Origin of the sequence: Pseudomonas sp. DR 5-09 (assembly GCF_001655595.1) — a bacterium.
Taxonomy (GTDB): Bacteria; Pseudomonadota; Gammaproteobacteria; order Pseudomonadales; family Pseudomonadaceae; genus Aquipseudomonas; species Aquipseudomonas pharyngis.
In genome coordinates this window covers 3,549,935-3,569,460 of record NZ_CP011566.1, presented here as the reverse complement: position 1 = coordinate 3,569,460, position 19,526 = coordinate 3,549,935, and the positions used below count along the sequence as shown (strand labels likewise).

Annotated in this window: 11 protein-coding genes; 2 read left to right on the top strand and 9 right to left on the bottom strand. The window is 59.5% G+C overall.

All coding sequences use genetic code 11. The features are described 5' to 3' along the window. Positions 1 to 15: 15 nt before the first annotated feature. Positions 16 to 2,553: a PAS domain-containing hybrid sensor histidine kinase/response regulator gene (locus tag PDR5_RS15895; protein ID WP_064596994.1), complete on the bottom strand. Its 2,538-nt coding sequence runs from the start codon at positions 2,551 to 2,553 to the stop codon at positions 16 to 18. A 128-nt stretch (positions 2,554 to 2,681) separates the two neighbouring features. Here PDR5_RS15895 and PDR5_RS15890 point away from each other — a divergent pair, with 128 nt between their 5' ends. Both PDR5_RS15890 and PDR5_RS15885 read left to right on the top strand, forming a co-directional pair. Continuing rightward, positions 2,682 to 3,794: a PilT/PilU family type 4a pilus ATPase gene (locus PDR5_RS15890; protein ID WP_064596992.1), complete on the top strand. Its 1,113-nt coding sequence runs from the start codon at positions 2,682 to 2,684 to the stop codon at positions 3,792 to 3,794. A gap of 219 nt (positions 3,795 to 4,013) precedes the next feature. Then, entirely contained in the window at positions 4,014 to 7,877 is a 3,864-nt protein-coding gene (locus PDR5_RS15885) for a hypothetical protein (protein WP_156669339.1), read from the top strand. A 33-nt stretch (positions 7,878 to 7,910) separates the two neighbouring features. Here the strand turns inward: PDR5_RS15885 and PDR5_RS15880 are convergent, their stop codons facing one another. The 8 genes from PDR5_RS15880 to PDR5_RS15845 all read right to left on the bottom strand — a co-directional run bounded on the left by PDR5_RS15880 (position 7,911) and on the right by PDR5_RS15845 (position 19,432). Then, entirely contained in the window at positions 7,911 to 9,869 is a 1,959-nt protein-coding gene (locus PDR5_RS15880) for an acetoacetate--CoA ligase (RefSeq protein ID WP_064596989.1), read from the bottom strand. 121 nt (positions 9,870 to 9,990) lie between these two features. Continuing rightward, complete coding sequence (gene hbdH, locus PDR5_RS15875; RefSeq protein ID WP_007952053.1) at positions 9,991 to 10,764, bottom strand: 3-hydroxybutyrate dehydrogenase; 774 nt, start codon at positions 10,762 to 10,764, stop codon at positions 9,991 to 9,993. 7 nt (positions 10,765 to 10,771) lie between these two features. After that, positions 10,772 to 12,163, bottom strand: a complete 1,392-nt coding sequence (locus tag PDR5_RS15870) for a GntP family permease (protein WP_064596987.1) — start codon at positions 12,161 to 12,163, stop codon at positions 10,772 to 10,774. 273 nt (positions 12,164 to 12,436) lie between these two features. Then, positions 12,437 to 13,852, bottom strand: coding sequence for a sigma-54 interaction domain-containing protein (locus tag PDR5_RS15865; RefSeq protein WP_064596984.1), 1,416 nt, complete (start codon positions 13,850 to 13,852; stop codon positions 12,437 to 12,439). Positions 13,853 to 13,892: 40 nt separating this feature from the next. Next, positions 13,893 to 15,467, bottom strand: coding sequence for an ABC transporter ATP-binding protein (locus PDR5_RS15860; protein WP_064596982.1), 1,575 nt, complete (start codon positions 15,465 to 15,467; stop codon positions 13,893 to 13,895). A gap of 13 nt (positions 15,468 to 15,480) precedes the next feature. After that, positions 15,481 to 16,503 (bottom strand): ABC transporter permease, encoded by a 1,023-nt coding sequence (locus tag PDR5_RS15855; protein ID WP_007952058.1) that lies wholly within the window; start codon positions 16,501 to 16,503, stop codon positions 15,481 to 15,483. After that, positions 16,503 to 17,564, bottom strand: coding sequence for a microcin C ABC transporter permease YejB (locus PDR5_RS15850; RefSeq protein WP_007952064.1), 1,062 nt, complete (start codon positions 17,562 to 17,564; stop codon positions 16,503 to 16,505). Before PDR5_RS15850 ends, PDR5_RS15855 begins: the two co-directional genes overlap by 1 nt. Then, a complete protein-coding gene (locus tag PDR5_RS15845; protein ID WP_064596980.1) occupies positions 17,564 to 19,432 on the bottom strand; it encodes an extracellular solute-binding protein in 1,869 nt (622 codons plus the stop codon). Before PDR5_RS15845 ends, PDR5_RS15850 begins: the two co-directional genes overlap by 1 nt. Between the last annotated feature and the right edge of the window lie 94 nt (positions 19,433 to 19,526).

Sequence of the window (19,526 nt, the reverse complement as noted above, 5' to 3'; positions counted from 1 at the left end):
GGATTATGCCTCAAGTCACGGGGTTTGGCTGGTCATCGTGCGGATCTTGCCGGCCAGCTGTTCGATGGAAAACGGTTTGGCGACCATGTCCATACCGTCTTCGAGGAAGCCCTGGCGTTCGGCGGCTTTCTGCGCGTAACCGGTCATGAACAACACTTTGAGCCCGGGACGATGCTGGCGGGCGATCTCAGCCAGTTGCCGGCCGTTCATGCCTGGCAGGCCGACGTCGGTCACCAGCAGGTCAACCCGCAAGTCGGATTCGAGCAATGGCAAGGCACCCTTGGCGTCTTCGGCCTCATGGGCGCGATAACCCAGCTCCTTGAGCAGGTCCATCACCAGCATGCGCACCGCCGGATCGTCCTCGACCACCACCACGGTTTCGCCGGTCGCGGGGGTGGGTGTCTCGCTGACCGTTTCCGCCAATGGCTGCTCAGGTTCCGGCGCGTGGAGGCGCGGCAAGTACAGCCGCACGCAGGTGCCCTGGCCAGGCAGGCTGTCGAGGCTGACGTGTCCACCCGATTGCTGGGCAAAGCCATAAATCATCGATAACCCGAGCCCGGTGCCTTGCCCGATGGGTTTGGTCGTAAAGAACGGATCGAACGCCTTGGAGCGCACCGAAGGCGTCATGCCGGTGCCGTTGTCGCTCACCGCGAGCATCAAGTAGTCACCGGCCTTGACCGGTTCGAGGGTGGTGATGTCGTTGCCGTCGAGGTAGACGTTGGCGGTTTCGATCAACAGCTCGCCGCCGTCGGGCATAGCGTCGCGGGCGTTGATCACCAGGTTGAGCAGGGCGTTTTCCAGTTGGCTGACATCCGTACTGACGGACCAGACATTGTCGGCGAGGCGCAACTTGAGCTCGATCGGATCACCCTTGGTGCGGCGGATCAGGTCTTCCAGCGAACGGATCAGTTCGTTGACGTCGATGGTCTTGCGATCCAGCGACTGGCGCCGGGAGAACGCCAGCAGACGGTGGGTCAGTGCCGCCGCGCGGTTGGCCGAGGACACCGCCGCGTCGGTGAAACGGCCGATCTCATCGGCGCGGCCATTGGCGATGTAGCGCTGCATCAGGTCGAGGCTGCCGATGATGCCGGTCAGCATGTTGTTGAAGTCGTGGGCGATGCCGCCGGTGAGCTGGCCGACCGCTTCCATTTTCTGCGCATGGCGCAGAGCGTCTTCGGCGCGTTCGCGTTCGAACATCTCGTTCTGCAAACGCTGGTTGGCCTGGGCCAGTTGTTCGGTGCGCGCACTCACGCGTTCCTCAAGGGTTTCATTGAGGTTGCGCAGGGCTTCTTCGGTCTTTTTACGTTCGGTCTCGTCGATCACGAAGATGTAGAAACCGTTCACCGCACCGTCCGCGCCGTGGCGCGGCAGGTAGTTCATCAAGGCATGCCGCTGGCTGCCGTCGCGGTGCGGCGTGTACAGGCTGAACGAGCAAGGGCGGCCGGCGAGGGCTTCGGCGATGTACGGCGCCCGCAGGAAATAGGCCTCTTCGCCGATCACCTCACGGATCGTGCGACCGTACAGCTCTTGAGGCGTGAGCCCGTACCAGTCGAGGTACGCGGCGTTGTTCAGGCGAAAGCGTTCTTCGTGGTCGACATAGCTGATCAGGATCGGCATGGCGTTGATGATCAGTTGCAGCTCGGTCTGGCTTTGGCGCAATGCCTGTTCGGTGTGCTTGCGCTCGGTCAGATCCAGCGCGGCGCCGAGAAAACGCATCGGCCGGCCATGATGATCCTTGTAGCAGCGCCCGCGGGCGAACACCCAGCGCAGCTCGCCATTGGCTTGCAGTAACCGGTATTCCTCGGCGTATTCGGTGCCGTGGGTGATGCAGTGCTTGATGCTGCGGGCAATCATCGCGCGGTCTTCGGGGTGCACGCCTTGCAGGTATTCGCTGATCGGCAACTGACCGGCCAGCGCCGGATCGACACCGTGCAACTGGGCGAAATGCGCGTCGGCGATGAAGCGGTCTTCGCCGATGTCCCAATCCCAGGTGCCGACCGCATCGGTGGCTGCCAGCGCCAGTTGCAGGCGCTCTTCGCTTTCGCGCTGGGCCTTGAGACTGTCTTCCGAGCGTTGCTGCAGTTCCAGGGCGATGCGCCGGCGTTCGTTGGTTTCAATGGCGGTGACCAGAATGCCAGCCACTTGCGCGCTTTCATCGCGGATCGGGCTGTAGGTCAAATCCAGCCAGAAGTCGGAATCCTTGCCGTCCCGTTGCAAGGTGAAGCGCCGTTCGCTGTAGGTTCGCACCTGGCCTTGTAGGACTGCGCTGTAAATCGGGTCGGTAAAGTCTCGAAGTTCCGGCCATATCTGGTGTGCCGGCTGTCCGAAAGCGTGCGGATGCTTGCTGCCGGCCAGCAGCGCAAAGCCGTTGTTGTAGATCTGGGTCAACTGCGGACCCCACAACAGCAGCATCGGCATCGGCGAGTGAATCACGATGTCCACCGCGGTGCGCAAGCTCTGTGGCCAGGTGCCGGAAGCGCCCAGCGGGCTGCGGCTCCAGTTGGTGCGGGCAATCAATGCCTGGGCGTCGTTGGTGTTCGGTACAGCGTTCATCACATCAATCCTGAGCATCGGTCGGTGAGGCGGCGTCTACTATCCTAGTGCGGTAGACGCTGTAAGGCCCGTTGCGTCACGACGACGGGCCTTGCGATTCATTGAAAGCTTCACGGGTGTTTCTTGCCATGGAAATCGACGCACTGCTCAAACTGCTGGCGAGCCGTCACGGTTCGGATCTGTTTCTTTCCACCGGTGCACCACCCAGTGCGCGGTTCGACGGGGTACTGACGCCCTTGAGCGACCAGCCCTTCAAACCCGGCGAGGTGAGCAGTGTCGCCGCCTCCCTGATGGACGCCGAGCAGCGCCGTGAGTTCGACCGGGATCTGGAAATGAACCTGGCGATTTCTCGAACGGGTATCGGCCGCTTCCGGGTCAATATTTTCAAACAACGCAACGACGTGTCGATTGTTATCCGTAACGTCAAACTCGACATTCCGCGATTCGAAGACCTCAAATTACCGCCAGTGCTGCTCGAAACGGTGATGCTCAAGCAGGGGTTGATTCTGTTCGTGGGCGCTACCGACTCCGGCAAGTCTACCTCCCTGGCGGCGCTGATCGATCATCGCAATCGCCACAGCAGCGGGCACATCATCACCATTGAGGATCCGGTGGAGTATATCCATCGACACAAGAAGTCGATCATCAATCAGCGCGAAGTCGGGGTCGACACACGTAGCTTTCATGCGGCGCTCAAGAACACCTTGCGCCAGGCTCCGGACGTGGTGCTGATCGGCGAGATCCGCGACCGCGAGACCATGGAGCATGCATTGGCGTTCGCCGAAACCGGGCATCTGGTTCTCTCCACATTGCATGCTGTCAACGCCAGTCAGGCGCTGGATCGAGCCGTCAATTTATTTCCCGAGGAGCGGCGTCCTCAACTGATGCACGCCTTGGGCAACAACCTCAAGGCTCTCGTGTCCCAGCGTCTGGTACGAACCGTCGATGGGCAGCGGCGCGCGGCCGTGGAAGTGATGCTGGGATCGCCGACGATTGCCGACCTGATCAAGAACAACCAGTTGGACGATCTGAAAGTCATCATGGAAAAGTCCGGGGAACTTGGTATGCGCACCTTTGACAGCGCCCTGCATCAACTAGTGATTGAAGGTGCAATCAGTGAAGACGAAGCATTGAGAAATGCTGACTCAGTCAATAACTTGCGTCTTTCACTGAAGTTAAATGAGCAAAATGTACGTGCCGACAAAACTTCTTCGGAAAGTTGGGGGCTGCTTGATGAATAGTAAGCAACTGTAAAAAATGTTTTTCCGCAAGGCCTGGCAATTTTGAAGAGTAAAAGGCGTTGTGCTGGTTTTGTTATTGTTTTTTTGAAGTTTGCATACTTTTGAATGGTTCTGAAAAATTAGCTGACATCGTAAGGATCGATTTTAAACAGTATTTGCTTGAGTCTGTTTAAAGGTTATTTGCCTGTTCTTTTGTCAGATATTTTTTGAGGATTATTTGTGAGAATTCAATCGAATGCGTCTGCTGTCTCGACGACAGAGGCGGATGTAAAACGTTTGGCAGCTGATCGTGAAGAAACACTATTGGTTGTAGAACGACTGAATAAGAATGTCGGCAAGTATGGCGAGACCGATGATGTTCAGCTGGATCTGTCAGGCAGTTTTTTTAACATGGTCAAGGGCTCGTCAATTTACAATCTGCATGCACCGCTGGCTGGCCGCATCGAGGAACTGCAGGAGCGTGCATTCATACAGGACGTTATCAATGCACTTGCTATCGAAACCTATAGCCACGCCGCCTTGACGGAAGAGGGTGAACTGCTGATTTTTTCCAAAGGTAAGGTGCTGCCCCCGTTGCCGCTGTACGCCACCCTCGACCAAGACCGCAGTGACTTGGACTTGTTGGCGCGGTGCGCGGCGCAGACAGGTGGAGTGATCTGGGACACCAATGAAGGGTCGCTGGAACAATGGCTGAGATTCTATGAGTTCGATATTCCTGCCACTGTGGGCGATTGCAAAAAGCTTATCGAGCATCTAAGCCTTGAAGCATTTGATCCTTGGTTTGGGAATTATTGGGGGCAGATCAGTGGCGAAGATGAGATGTCCGTCGTTCTGACAGATGCAGAAAAAAGTCGTATCAAGGCTTTTACAGCTACTTTATTAACCCATGATGTCCGATTGCTGGACAAGGTATACAAGGGCGCCGCAAGCGCGTTGGCAGGAGCCAATGCCGATAATGGATGGTTGATAGAGGGGATTTTGTTTCACGAGGACACTCAACTTCTGGCGAAAAAATATATCCAGGCACTGGATTGGTATGGCGCCGATGACACCGACTCCATGGCGCCGGAAGAACTGGGTCAATTGATGTTGAGCGCCATTATTATCGATCTAGACTCAACAGAAGGCTCTGCCAACAGAAACGTTATTTGTGGGTATGATCTTTATCAGCCAGCTAATTGCGATTTGCATCCTTATGCAGTCTTCAAACACTTCGAAAATCATTTGATTGCTACAAAAAAAGTGTCCCGGGAAGCCGGCGCTCTGGCCGCCCATATCATGCTCGGTGAACAGGCACCGGAATTTCTGGTGCAAGGCATCAGTGAAGATATGCTGGTCGGTTCTGTTGGCTGGATCAGCTTTTGCAGTGCGGTGGCGACCCTCGAGCTGAAAACCAAAGGGCTGGCCCGTGTAATGAATGCCAGCAAAATCCAAGTGTTTGGCAATATGGAACCGCCGAGCAAATCCTTGCGTGATCTACGAGCCATTGCGGTCATTGACCCGGTGCTCGATTGGGGGCTTATCAACGGCATCATCACTCATGACGCCTTGGCTGCGGACCCTCAGAGCGCATCGAATGTGGTGTTTGGCCATTATGAAACGCATATGAAACTGTTAGCCCGGACAGCCGAGGTGCTGGCCAGACCATTGCCTGACAAAATGACCTGCGCATTGCAAGAGTTGAAAAGAGCCCTTCCGGGATGCGATTTCCTGGAGAAGGACGTTCTTTTTGAACAGCGAGTGCGTGATGCGGGCGAGGTGCCTGCACCATCGTTCGCGTTGGACATACGGCCTGTACTGGATAAAGTGACCAAACCCGATCCGAAAGCCAGATCAATGGTCGAAATTCATGCCTCGGGAGAACTTACGAGCCGGCAGTGGGACCTGATGAATCAACCCAGCATCTTCAGACAGTTCGGCGCGCCGATATACGCGTTGGCGCCGATCAAGCCCTTTGTAATCAAGGAAGTTTCGCGGTGGTATGACAACCTGAAAGGTGCAATGACCACCACGTTGAAGCTGGCCATTTCCAGAATGCCTTCGGCGGATCGTCGGGTATTTCTGAACGGTGATGTCAGTTTCTTCACCCTGCGACCGTCCGTAGGTGTTTATCACACGCCGCCGGTGTCCACACAGAATGGCTTGACGGGCGCCGCGTCAGTTTCCAGGACGGTGCTGTCGGAGACTCAGCAGGCTCGAGATGAAGCGACCGGCCGTTATGGCTTTGTCATGTGTGCCTTGAAGGGTGGCAATGAACTGCTCTGCTATGAAGTATTCACCTTGCAGGGTGTGTGTCGCAAAAATGAACGACTGGCTGAACTGGTCCGCCTTTGCGGTGCCATGAACAAGGCTTCGCGTCTGGACTATGACGGGAATCTGAAAGCGTACGTGCCGGCAGCAGCGGTACTGACGTTGCCGACGGACCTGGGGTGTTTCACCGAAGGGCGCAGAAGCGCCAGTGCCAACGACAGTCGCGGTGTCATCGACAAACTGGGAACGCTGCGCAAAATAAATCGTTCGGCCGAATACAACGGTACTGCCTATCAAAGTTTTGACGACGTTCAATTAACGGCGCTGGCAGCCTTTATCGTCGATCATCATCCGCCAGCGACCTACAAGGATGTCGAATCCGTCGCATTGCTGCCGACGCCGCTGGAAGAAGAAAGGCAACGTCTGGAGAAACTCGGGGAGTACGTTCTGAATCTGGTAGTGCCTTTCAGAAGCTGTATCGCCGATCTGACCTCCGGTGACAAGGATCGTATTGGCAGTGGTGTGTTTGGTTGCGTCATGGATGCTATCGGACTGCTCGGAACCGCTGTTGGCGTCGCCAGCAAAGTGATGAGCGTGATCGCGCGTTCGGTGTCGACTACGGCTAAGGTTGCCAGTCTGGCCAGGTTCGCCTTGAGCACGACGATTTCGGTCTTCAATCCACTCGATGGCTTTGGCGCGATGGCCAGAACCGGCGGCAAACTACTGGCACGAGGCGGTGCGCGGCTTGTTCGAAATGGTGTGAAGACTCTCTCGTCCGCCAGGTTCCAGTTGCGTCGAATTGTGGGCCATGCAGCGTCTGTCGATCTGTCGCAGGTGAATGATTTCGCAAGACTGTGCCAGGGTAGCTGGCGGCCATCGGCTAAGACGGCTCAAGCACTGACTGTCCGGTCGCTCAACCAAGGTGCTCACTGGTACGCAATCAGCCAATCAGGACGTGCATGGGGGCCGAAGCTGAGTGATTTCACCTTTGCTCATGCGTTGCGACCCTATCAGTCTTTCCGAAAACTGCCGGATGTCTATATCGGCCAAATCATCGGCAGAGCCTTGCCCAGGGCGTCCAGCAAGGTCGATGGAGCCTTGAGGTCTCTAGTCAATAATGTCGATCAGCTCAAGACTGACCTGGTAGCCGGTTTGCTGTTTGGCAGCAGTGCCAGGGGGCGAGACAACATGCTGACGTATCTCAAGTTAATCAAAACCGACTTCGACGGCTTTTCGTTCGGCAACTGCCTTCTGGAAGCGGTTCAGGAGGATGGCCGAACGATGCTTATCGACTCCGCGCTTTACCTTGCGTGGAGGCGAGCGGGCAAGCCAGCCTCCGAGACGCATCGGTTTATGAAGGTGTACGGAGAAAATCTGCAGGATCATTTCCACAATGCACATCTGAGTACCAACGTCATTGCCGATGACCTGATTCATGAAGTCTTTAAAGTCGATCCGAAATTCCGACAGCTTGCAATTGCCCCCATGAAGCCGGCAATCGAGGCCGAGCATTATAAGTTGGACGTCGCACCGTTGATTAATCTGGCGCGGGGTCACGCGCGCGTCCCGACGAGTATCCAGGCCGATGCCGGTGTGGATGCGAGCCGGGGCAGTTTCAAAGCATCGACCGGCGAAGGCGCGTCGGGAAAATACGACAAGAGTCGCGCCCTGGAGAATGCCGATACCTACGCCGTGATGACCCTGTTGTTGGATCAGGCGTCGGGTGAGTACAACTGGCGATTCCGTCGCAACCTTGAAACCCTGCAGAGCGCCGTGACGGCCAGCAACGGCGAGCAGATTGAAGGAGAAGTCCTGCTGGCGTTCGACCTTTGATCGCTGGGGCATCCACTCAGAGGATGCCCCATTTCACTGACCAGTCAGTTCTGGTCGATCCCGAAACTGCTCCAATGCTTCGGGGTTGGCCAGGGCATCGGTGTTTTTCACGGGCTCACCGTGCACGACATTGCGAACTGCCAGTTCAACCACTTTGCCGCTGATCGTGCGTGGAATGTCGGTGACTGCAACGATCTTTGCCGGCACATGCCGCGGCGTGGTGTTGGCGCGGATCACCTGGCGGATCTGCTGTTGCAGCGCCTCATCCAGCGCTACGCCTTCCTTGAGACGCACGAACAGCACCACGCGCACGTCGTCCTGCCACTGCTGGCCGATGGCGACGCTGTCCAGCACTTGCGGGACTTTCTCCACCTGGCGGTAGATTTCTGCCGTGCCGATACGCACGCCACCAGGGTTGAGCACGGCGTCGGAGCGGCCGTGAATCAGCATCCCGCCGTGAGGCAGTTGTTCGGCGTAGTCACCCTGGGCCCAGACGCCGGGGAACTGACTGAAATAGGATTTGCGCAGCTTCTCGCCATCGGGGTCGTTCCAGAGTCCGATGGGCATCGCCGGGAATGGTCGCGTGCACACCAGCTCACCCTTTTCGCCAATCACCGGTTGCCCGGCGTCGTTCCACACTTCCACCGCCATGGCCAGACTCTTGCCCATGATCTCGCCCCGGCGGACCGCTGACATCGGGTTACCGTTGACGAAGCAGGACACGATGTCCGTACCGCCGGACATCGAGGACAGGCAAACGTCTGATTTGAAGTCGCGATAGACGAAGTCATAACTCTGCGGCGACAGTGCGGAGCCGGTGCAGAGCAGGGTTTTCATGCGGCTGAAGTCATGGCTTTCACGCGGTTTGATGCCGCTGCTTTCCAGTGTGGCGAGGAATTTCGGGCTGGTGCCGAACACGCTGACCTGCTCGTCGTCCAGCAACTCCAGCAATCGCTCGTTGTCCGGATAAAACGGTGAACCGTCATAAAGCACCACCGCGCTGCCGACCGCCAGTGCCGAGACCAGCCAGTTCCACATCATCCAGCCGCAGGTGGTGTAGTAGAACAAACGGTCGCCTGGGCCCAGGTCGACATGCAGCCCGTGCTCCTTGACGTGTTGCAGCAGCACGCCGCCGGTGCTGTGCACGATGCATTTCGGCACGCCGGTGGTGCCGCTGGAATACAGCACGTACAGCGGATGGTCGAACGTCACCGGGACGAAGTGCGGCTCATCGCCGGGGTCATAGAAGTCGTCCCACAGCGTGACGTTGGCGGGCGTGCGGTAATCCGTGGCATGGGCGTGAGGTCGTGCGTAGGGCACGATGATCAGCTGTTGCAGGGATGGCAGCTGTTCGAGGATTTCGTTGATCTTGACGGTCTGGTCGATCTCTTTGCCGGCGTAACGGTAACCGGCACAGGTGATGAGTACTTTCGGTTCGATCTGGCCAAACCGGTCGATCACGCCGTGGGTGCCGAAGTCCGGCGACGAGCAAGACCAGATCGCCCCCAGGCTGGTGGTCGCGAGCATCGCCACCAGGGTTTGCCAGGTGTTGGGCATGCAGGCTGCAACACGGTCGCCGAGCACGACGCCGGCCGCTTGCAGACTGGCCTGGAACCCGGCGACTTGCTGGGCCAGTTCGGTCCAGGTCAGCAGTTCTCGCTGGCCGTTTTCCCCGATAGCGATCACAGCGATGGCATCGTCGCGCCGACTCAGCAGATGCTCGGCGAAATTCAACGTGGCGCCGGGAAACCATTCGGCCCCCGGCATTTTCATGCCTCCACGCAGAACAGCGTCGGGCTGGGTGTGAAAACTGATGTCGGAGAAATCCACGATCGCCTGCCAGAACGCTTCGCGCTGGTCGATGGACCATTGGTGCAGGGCCGGGTAGTCGTCGAGCTTCAGGTGGTGGCGCTGATTGATGAAGCGCCGAAAGCCGTCCATGCGGGACCGGGCAATGCGTTTGGCATCGGGCTGCCAGAGAATGTCGGACATGGTTTGCCTCTTTTTTTTGTTGTTCACATGACCTGTGGGAGCCAGCCTGCTGGCGATTGAGATCGGTCAGTCAAATGATGATCCGCTATCGCCAGCAGGCTGGCTCCCACAAGGGCAGGGCTTACTGCGCCAGCCACCCGCCATCGATGTTCCACGCTGCGCCACGCACCTGGCTGCCGGCCTCGCTGCACAGGAACAGCACCAGTTCGCCCAGATGCGCCGGGGTGACGAACTCCAGCGACGGCTGCTTTTCGGCCAGCAGATCGTGCTGCGCCTGCTGCGGGTCGACACCTTTGGCCGCGCGATCGTCGATCTGCTTCTGCACCAGCGGCGTCAGCACCCAACCCGGGCAGATGGCGTTGCAAGTGACGTTGCTGGCGGCGGTTTCCAGGCCGACCACCTTGGTCAGGCCGATCACGCCATGCTTGGCCGCTACATACGCGGCCTTGCCGGTGGACCCGACCAGACCGTGCACCGAGGCGATGTTGACGATCCGTCCCCAACCCTTGGCGCGCATGCCCGGCAGACTGAGGCGGGTGCTGTGAAACACCGACGACAGGTTGATGGCGATGATCGAATCCCAGCGCTCCACCGGAAACTCTTCCACCGCCGCGACGTGCTGGATACCGGCGTTATTGACCAGAATGTCCACGCCGCCGAATTCGCGCTCGGCGTAGGCGATCATGTCGGCGATCTGCGCAGGGTCGCTGACGTCTGCCGGGTGATGGCCGACCTTGCCGCCGAACTGTTCGACTTCGGCGATCACCTTCGACGCGTCGCCAAAACCGTTGAGGATCAGATTGGCGCCAGCCTTGGCCAGCGTCAGGGCAATGCCCAGCCCGATGCCGCTGGTGGAGCCGGTAACCAGTGCGGTCTTGCCAGAAAGAGTCGTCATCAATACCTCACACAATGCCAGTGGCGTAGAAAGTGCCGATCACCACGAAAACCGCCAGGGTCTTGATCAGCGTAATACAGAAAATGTCCTTGTAGGCCTCACGGTGAGTCAGGCCGGTGACGGCGAGCAGGGTGATCACGGCGCCGTTGTGCGGCAGGGTGTCCATGCCGCCGCTGGCCATCGCGGCCACCCGGTGCAGCACTTCCAGCGGAATGTTGGCGGCGTGGGCAGCGCTGATGAATTGTTCGGACATCGCTGCCAGCGCGATGCTCATGCCGCCCGAAGCGGAACCGGTGATACCGGCCAGCAGGGTCACGGTGATCGCTTCGTTGACCAGCGGATTGGGAATGCTCTTGAGCCAGTCGGCCAGCACCAGAAAACCCGGCAACGAGGCGATGACGGCGCCGAAACCGTATTCAGAGGCGGTGTTCATTGCCGCCAGCAACGCACCGCTGACTGCACTTTTGCTGCCTTCGGCGAGTTTGCTGCGAATCGCCTGAAAGCCGAACGCCAGCACCATCAGGATGCCGACCAACAGGGCTGCCTGCACCGCCCAGATCGCCGTGAGTTTGGCGATCTCGGTGGTGACCGGCGCGGTCATGCCAGGCAGCGCGAGGCTGTGGGTCTTGCCGTACCACTGCGGAATCCATTGGGTGAACAGCAGGTTCATGATGCCCACCGCCAGCAGTGGCGAAAGAGCGATCCACGGGTTTGGCAGTTTCAGGTCTTCGGCGGTTTCCGGTTCGTTGCGCAGTTCGGTGCCGTAGCCTTCACCGGCACGCTGCGCCTTGTTGCGTTGACGTTGCAGGAACAGCATGCCGGCGCAGAACACGAAAATCGTGCCGATCACACCCAGCCACGGCGCCGCCCACGCGGTGGTGTTGAAGAAGGTGCTGGGGATGATGTTCTGGATCTGCGGCGTGCCGGGCAGGGCGTCCATGGTGAAGGAGAACGCGCCGAGGGCGATGGTTGCCGGGATCAGGCGCTTGGGGATGTTGCTCTGGCGGAACATTTCCGCTGCGAACGGGTAGACCGCGAACACCACGACGAACAGCGAAACGCCGCCGTAGGTGAGCAGGGCGCAGACCAGCACGATCACCAGCATCGCCTGGCGTGTGCCGAGCAGACGAATCGCTGCGGCAACAATCGAGCGGGAAAACCCCGACAGTTCGATCAGCTTGCCGAACACCGCGCCGAGCAGGAACACGGGAAAGTAGAGTTTGATGAAGCCGACCATCTTCTCCATGAACACCCCGGTGAAAGCAGGGGCGACGGCAGACGGGTCGGTGAGCAGGACGGCGCCGAGGGCGGCGATCGGGGCAAAAAGGATAACGCTGTAGCCACGGTAGGCCGCGAGCATCAGCAGCGCGAGGGCTGCCAAGGCGATGATCACACTCATGGTGTGCTCCTTCGATTGTTATTTTTGTGGGTGGAACGGGTGTGGGGAGGGCTGTAGCGAGATCTGTGCCAGATGGTTAAGTTGTTGAAATAAAAGGAATTAATTTGATTTTTGGTGGTGGCCTTCTAGATTTTGTCTCTGTTTTGAGACTTCTATGGCTGTGAGGACGCTTTCGCGGGCAAGCCCGCTCCCACAGTTGAGCGCATTCCCCTGTGTGAGCGGGCTTGCCCGCGAAGCTTTTGATTTTGTCTCTTTATTGGGATTTGAGTCTCTTTACTGAGACTCGGCGATCCCCAGCGCAATCATTTTCTTGTAAAGCGTCGAACGGCCCAGTCCCAACCGCTCAGCCGCCTCAATCACCTTGCCCCCGCATTGCGCGAGGGTGGATTGAATCAACTGCCGGTCAAACCGCTCGCGGGCCTGACTGTAGGTCTCGTTTATTGTTGGCTCTGACACAGGCGCCAGTGTTCGCTCAACCGGTGTAAACGTGCCAATCGCCGCCCGAATGTCATCCGCCGTCAGCATCAGGTCATCACTGAGCAGCGCCGCTCGCTCCAGCACGTTGCGCAATTCGCGGATATTCCCCGGCCAGGCGTGCTGACCCAGTAGCTCAAGCGCTTCACGGTTGAGTTCGTGCTGACTGCGCAGCTCTTCAAGAATCGCCTCACTGAGCGCCGGCAGATCATCCAGCCGCTCCCTCAGCGGCGGTACCTGAATCGGAAGCACGTTGAGCCGGTAATACAAATCCGCGCGGAAATCGCCACGCTTGATTGCCGCTTCCAGATCCGTCGAGGTCGCGGCGATCACCCGAACATCGCTCTGGATCACGTCGTTGGAGCCTACAGGCTCGAATTCCTTTTCCTGCAACACCCGCAATAATTTGCTTTGCAGCGGCAGCGGCATGTCGCCGATCTCGTCGAGAAACAGCGTCCCGCCCTGGGCAATCTGCAACTTGCCGGTGCGGCCCTTGCGGTCGGCGCCGGTGAAGGCGCCGGGCGCGGTGCCGAAGAACTCGGCCTCGAGCAGCGCTTCGGGAATCGCCGCGCTGTTGATGCTGACGAACGCCTTGTGCGCCCGTGGCGAAGCACCGTGGATGGCCTGTGCCAGCAACTCCTTGCCGCTGCCCGTCTCGCCCAGCAACAGAACCGGCGACTCGGCACTGGCGCTGCGACGGGCACGGCGCTTGACTTCCAGACTGGCAGCGCTGGTGCCGATGAAGTGTGCGAAGTTGTATTTGGTCTGCCGGGCGCGCAGCAGCGAGCGGGTCGAGGCCAGTTCTTCCTGCATGCTCAGGTAGCGCTTGAGCATCGGCGACAGCGTGCGCAGTTCGTCGAACAGGGCAAAACCGATGGCGCCGATCACCGCGCCGGCGTCGTCATGGATCGGCAGGCGCATCACCACCAGCGGTTCTTTCGGGGTGTCCTGCATGTCCAGCAGAATCGGCCGCCCGGTGCGTACCACCTCGCGCAGCAGGCTGCCGGGGATCACGCTTTCGCAGGGTTTACCGATGGCCCCGGCGGCGGAGTCGAGACCGAAGCGCCGGGCGTAGCGCTCGTTCATCCAGACGATGTTCGCATCACGGTCGACAATCACCGTGCCTTCACTGGATTGCTCGATGATCTCGAACAACGAACGGATCGCCAGCGTGCGGACCCGTTGGTAATCCTTGAGGCTTTCGGTGGTGTTCATGGCGGCGTCCATTGGCGGAAGTCAGGTGGCGCGATTATGCCTATCCCGGATGCGCCGCCGCCAACAGCTCTTTGGTATAGGGATGCTGCGGTGAGTCGAACACGTCATGGCTGGCGCCGCTTTCGACCACTTTGCCGTCCTTGATCACGATCATGTCGTGGGCCAGCGCCCGCACCACAGCCAGGTCATGACTGATGAACAAATAGGTCAGGCCGTGTTTTTCCTGAAGCTGGCGGAGCAGGGCGACCACCTGTTTCTGCACGGTACGATCCAGTGCCGACGTCGGCTCGTCGAGCAGGATCAGCGCTGGTTTGAGCACCAGCGCCCGGGCGATGGCAATGCGCTGACGCTGGCCACCGGAGAACTCATGGGGATAGCGATGGCGGCTTTCAGGGTCGAGCCCGACTTCCTTGAGCACGCGGATCACCTGATCGTCGCACTCGTCGGCGGTGGACTGGCAATGCACTTCCAGCCCTTCGCTGATGATCTGTGCCACCGACATGCGCGGGCTGAGGCTGCCGAACGGATCCTGAAACACCACCTGCATCTGCCGGCGCCACGGTCGCATCTGCTTCTGGTCGAGACCGTCGAGTGCCGTGCCCTGGAAGCGAATGCTGCCCTTGGAGTCGAGCAGCCGCAGGATCGCCTGACCGAGGGTCGACTTGCCCGAACCGGACTCGCCGACGATGCCCAGCGTCTTGCCACGCTGGATGTTCAGGCTGATGCCGTCCACCGCGCGCAGGTATTGCTTGCGCTGGAACAACCCGCCGCCGACCGTGAAATCCACCCTCAGGTTATCGACTTCGAGCACGTTTTCGCGTTCGTCCCGCGGGAGCGCTTCGCCTTCCGGTTCGGCGTTGAGCAACACGCAGCTGTAAGGGTGTTTCGGTTCGGTGAACAGGGTTTCGCACGGCGCCTGCTCGACGATTTCCCCGGCCTTCATCACGCACACCCGTTGGGCGATGCTGCGCACCAGATTGAGGTCGTGGCTGATCAGCAGCAGCGACATGCCAAGGCGCCGTTGCAGGGACTTGAGCAGCACCAGGATCTTGCGTTGCACGGTCACATCGAGGGCTGTGGTCGGTTCGTCGGCGATCAGCAGTTCGGGTTCGCAGGCCAGGGCCATCGCGATCATCACCCGTTGGCGCTGGCCGCCGGACAGTTGATGCGGATAAGCCTTCAGCCGTTCTTTCGGCTTCTGGATGCCCACCAGTTCCAGCAGTTCGAGGATCCGTGCCTGAGCCTCTTTGCCGCCGAGGCCACGGTGCAGCAACAGGGTCTCGCCAATCTGCTTTTCAATCGTGTGCAACGGATTGAGCGAGGTCATCGGCTCCTGGAAAATCATGGCGATGCGGTTGCCCCGCAGGTCGCGCAGGGTCTTGGGATCAGCGCCGACCAGTTCCTGGCCACGATAACGGATGCTGCCGGTGGTCCGAGCATCGCATTCGGGGAGCAGTTGCAGGATCGAATGGGCCGTCACAGATTTCCCCGAGCCCGACTCGCCGACCAGTGCCAGGCACTCGCCGGGGCGGATGTCCAGGCACAGGTTCCGCACCACGGTCTGGCCGTGGAAGGCGACGCTGAGGTCACGGATTTCGATCAGGTTGTCAGTCATATCAAGGATCCGTTCATGAGCGCGGGTCAAAGGCATCGCGCAACGCTTCGCCGATGAATACCAACAGGGAAAGAATCAGCGCCAGGGTGAAAAACGCGGTCAACCCGAGCCACGGCGCCTGCAGGTTCTGCTTGCCCTGACCGATCAACTCACCCAGAGACGCGCTGCCGGCAGGCATGCCGAAGCCGAGGAAGTCCAGCGCGGTCAGGGTCGAAATCGCCCCGGTCAGAATGAACGGCAGGTAGCTCAGGGTCGCGTTCATTGCGTTGGGCAGGATGTGCCGGACAATCACTTTGCGATCGCTCAAGCCCAGGGCCCGGGCAGCCTTGACGTACTCAAGGTTGCGTCCGCGCAGAAACTCGGCGCGGACCACGTCCACCAGCGCCAGCCAGGAAAACAGCGCCATGATCCCCAGCAGCCACCAGAAGTTCGGCTCGACGAATCCCGAGAGGATGATCAGCAGGTACAGCACCGGCAACCCCGACCAGACCTCCAGCAATCGCTGGCCGAGCAGATCGACCCAGCCGCCGTAATAGCCCTGCAGGGCGCCGGCCGCGATGCCGATCAGGGCGCTGACGAAGGTCAGCATCAGGGCGAACAGGATCGACACCCGCGCGCCGAAGATCACCCGCGCCAGGACGTCGCGCGCCTGATCGTCGGTGCCCAGCCAGTTGACCGAAGTCGGCGGGCTCGGCGCCGGTTTGTTGAGGTCGTAGTTCGGGGTGTCGTCACTGAACGGAATTGGCGGAAACAGCAGCCAGCCACCGTCCTTGCGGATCAGCTTCTGCACGTAATCGCTGCGGTAGTCGGCCTGGAACGGCAGTTGTCCGCCGAACTCCTGTTCGGTGTGGCGTTTGAACACCGGGAAGTACCACTGGCCCTGATAACTGACGACCAATGGCTTGTCGTTGGCGATCAGTTCGCCGCCGAGACTAAGCAGAAACAGGCCGATAAACAGCCACAGCGACCACCAGCCCCGGCGGTTTTTCTTGAAGCGTTCGAAGCGGCGACGGCCCAGAGGCGAGAGCTTGAACATCAGGCATTCCTCGCGGCGAAGTCGATGCGCGGGTCGACCAGCGTGTAGCACAGGTCGCCGATCAGTTTTATCAGCAGGCCGAACAGGGTGAAGATGAACAGCGAGCCGAACACCACCGGATAATCACGGGACACGGCCGCTTCGTAACTCATGCGCCCCAGACCGTCGAGGGAGAAGATCACTTCGATCAGCAACGAACCGGCGAAGAACACGCTGATGAACGCCTGGGGAATACCCGACACCACCAGCAGCATCGCGTTGCGAAACACATGCCCATAGAGCACCCGGTTTTCGCTCAGGCCTTTGGCGCGCGCGGTCACCACGTATTGGCGGGTGATTTCATTGAGGAACGAGTTCTTGGTGAGGATGGTGAGGGTGGCGAAACCGCCGATCACCAGTGCCGTGACGGGCAATACCAGGTGCCAGAAGTAGTCGGTGATCTTGCCCAGCGTTGACAGGGATTCGAAGTTGTCGGACACCAAGCCGCGCACCGGGAACCAGTTCAGTGAGGTGCCGCCGGCGAACACCACGATCAGGAACATCGCGAACAGGAATGCCGGCATGGCGTAGCCGATGATGATCGCCGTGCTGCTCCAGATATCGAAATGGCTGCCGTGGTGCACGGCTTTGCGGATGCCCAGCGGGATCGACACCAGATAAGTGATCAGCGTCGCCCACAGGCCGAGGGAAATGGTCACCGGCATTTTCTGCAGGATCAGGTCGGTGACCGTGGCGCCACGGAAGAAGCTCTTGCCGAAATCCAGCTGCGCGTAGTTCTTGAGCATCAGCCACAGGCGTTCATGGGCCGGTTTGTCGAAGCCGTACTGTTTTTCGATGTCCTTGATCAGTTGCGGATCGAGGCCGCGACTGGCGCGGGACGTGCCGCTCATGGTCTCGCTCGCCCCGCCGCCGACGCTGGCGCCGCCAATGCCTTGCAAGTGGGCGATGGCTTGTTCAACCGGACCACCTGGCGCGGCCTGGATGATCACGAAATTGACCAGCAGAATAATCACCAGCGTCGGAATGATCAGCAGCAGGCGCCGCAGTATGTAAGCCCACATCAGTGCGGCCCTCCGGGTCTGCCACGGCTGATTTTCTCGGCCGTCATCTGCTGGTTTGTCAGCGGCGTGCTGCTGATTTCCCACCAGCTCTCGATCGCTTCGTCATTGCTCGCCTGCACGGTGGGAATGCCGAAACGGTTCCACCACACGGTGGACGTGCCCGGCGGGTAGTAGTTGGGAATCCAGTAGTAGTTCCATTGCAGAACCCGATCCAGTGCATGGGCGTAACGCAGCATATCGGCCTGGGTCGAAGCGCGGATCAGGCCGTTGATCAAGGTGTCGACCGCCGGGTTCTTCAGCACCATGTAATTGTTGGCACCGGGGTCGTTGGCCGATGCCGAACCGAAGTAGTTCAACAGTTCGCCGCCGGGGGAGGTGGTGACCGGGTAACCAGTGACAATCATGTCGTAGTCGCGGCTCATCAGACGGTTGACGTATTGCGAGGAGTCGATGCGACGGATGTCGAGGTTGATGCCGATCTGTTTAAGTGTGCGCTTGTACGGCAGCAGCAGACGGTCCATGCCGTTCTGGCTGACCAGGAACGTAAAACTCAACGGCTCGCCCCGGTCGTTGATCAACTGGTCGCCATCGGGTTTCCAGCCGGCCTGTTCCAGCAGCTCCAACGCTTGCAGTTGTTTGTCGCGGATAAGGCCGCTGCCATCGGTTTTCGGCGCTTCGAAAACCTGGGTAAACACTTCGTCGGGAATCTGTCCGCGCAAGGGTTCCAGAATCTTCAGCTCGGCGGCATCCGGCAGCTGGCGCGCGGCCAGGTCGGTGTTGGAGAAGTAACTCTGCTGGCGAATGTACATGTTGCGCATCATCTGCCGGTTGCTCCATTCGAAATCCCAGAGCATGGCCAAGGCCTGTCGAACGCGGCGATCCTGGAACATCGGCTTTTGCAGGTTGAACACGAAACCCTGGGCCGACTGCGGTGCCTCGGTGGCCAGATGAGCCTTTTGCAGGCGACCGTCGCTCAGGGCCGGACTGTCGTAACCAATGGAGTAGCCGGTGGCGGAGAATTCACGGTTGTAGTCATAGGCGCCACCGCGCAAGACCTGGCGGGCGACGTCGGTGTCGCCGAAGTACTCGATGCTGAAATGATCGAAGTTGTACAGGCCACGGCTGACCGGCAGGTCCTTGCCCCACCAGTCGGGATTGCGTTCAAAGGTGATGCTGCGCCCGGAGTCGACTTTGCCGACCCGATACGGGCCGCTGCCCAGCGGCGGTTCATAGCCGCCACCGCCAGCGAAATCACGGGTCTTCCACCAATGTTCTGGAAATACCGGCAGGGTCGCGATGTCCAGCGGCAGGGTACGGTTTTCGTTGCTCTTGAAATCGAAGCGCACGGTCAGCGGGGCTTCGACTTCGACGCCTTTGACGTCGGCGAACTGGGTGCGATAACGCAGGCTGCCCTGGGTCATCAGCAAATCATAGGTGTAGCGCACGTCTTCGGCGGTGATCGGCTTGCCATCGGCGAAGCGGGCTTTTGGATTGATAAAGAAGCGCAGGGACAGGCCGTCATCCGAGCGTTCCATTTTCTGCGCCACGAGGCCGTATACGGTGTAGGGCTCGTCGAGCGAGCGCTGGGCCAGCGGGGAATACAGCAGGCCGTCTATCTGGCTGACGCCGATGCCTTTGTCGATATACGGCAGCACATGATCGAAGTGGCCTATCTCGATGGCCGAGCGGCGCATCGTCCCGCCTTTTGGCGCCTGGGCGTTGGTGTAATCGAAGTGACTGAAGCCGGGCGGGTACTTTGCCGGTTCGCCATAGACGGTCATCGCATGTAGCGGTGCGGCGTCCACACCAGTGATCCCAAGCAGCAGGGTTAGGGCAGTGAACATCAATGTCGGGAAAGCCAGTCGCATTGTCAGCCTTAAAGCCGGGTAATCGATAAGCGCAATTTGTACGCGAGCGGCGCGCCGTTCGCCAGCGGTGCGGTGCAACCAAAACAAAACGGCC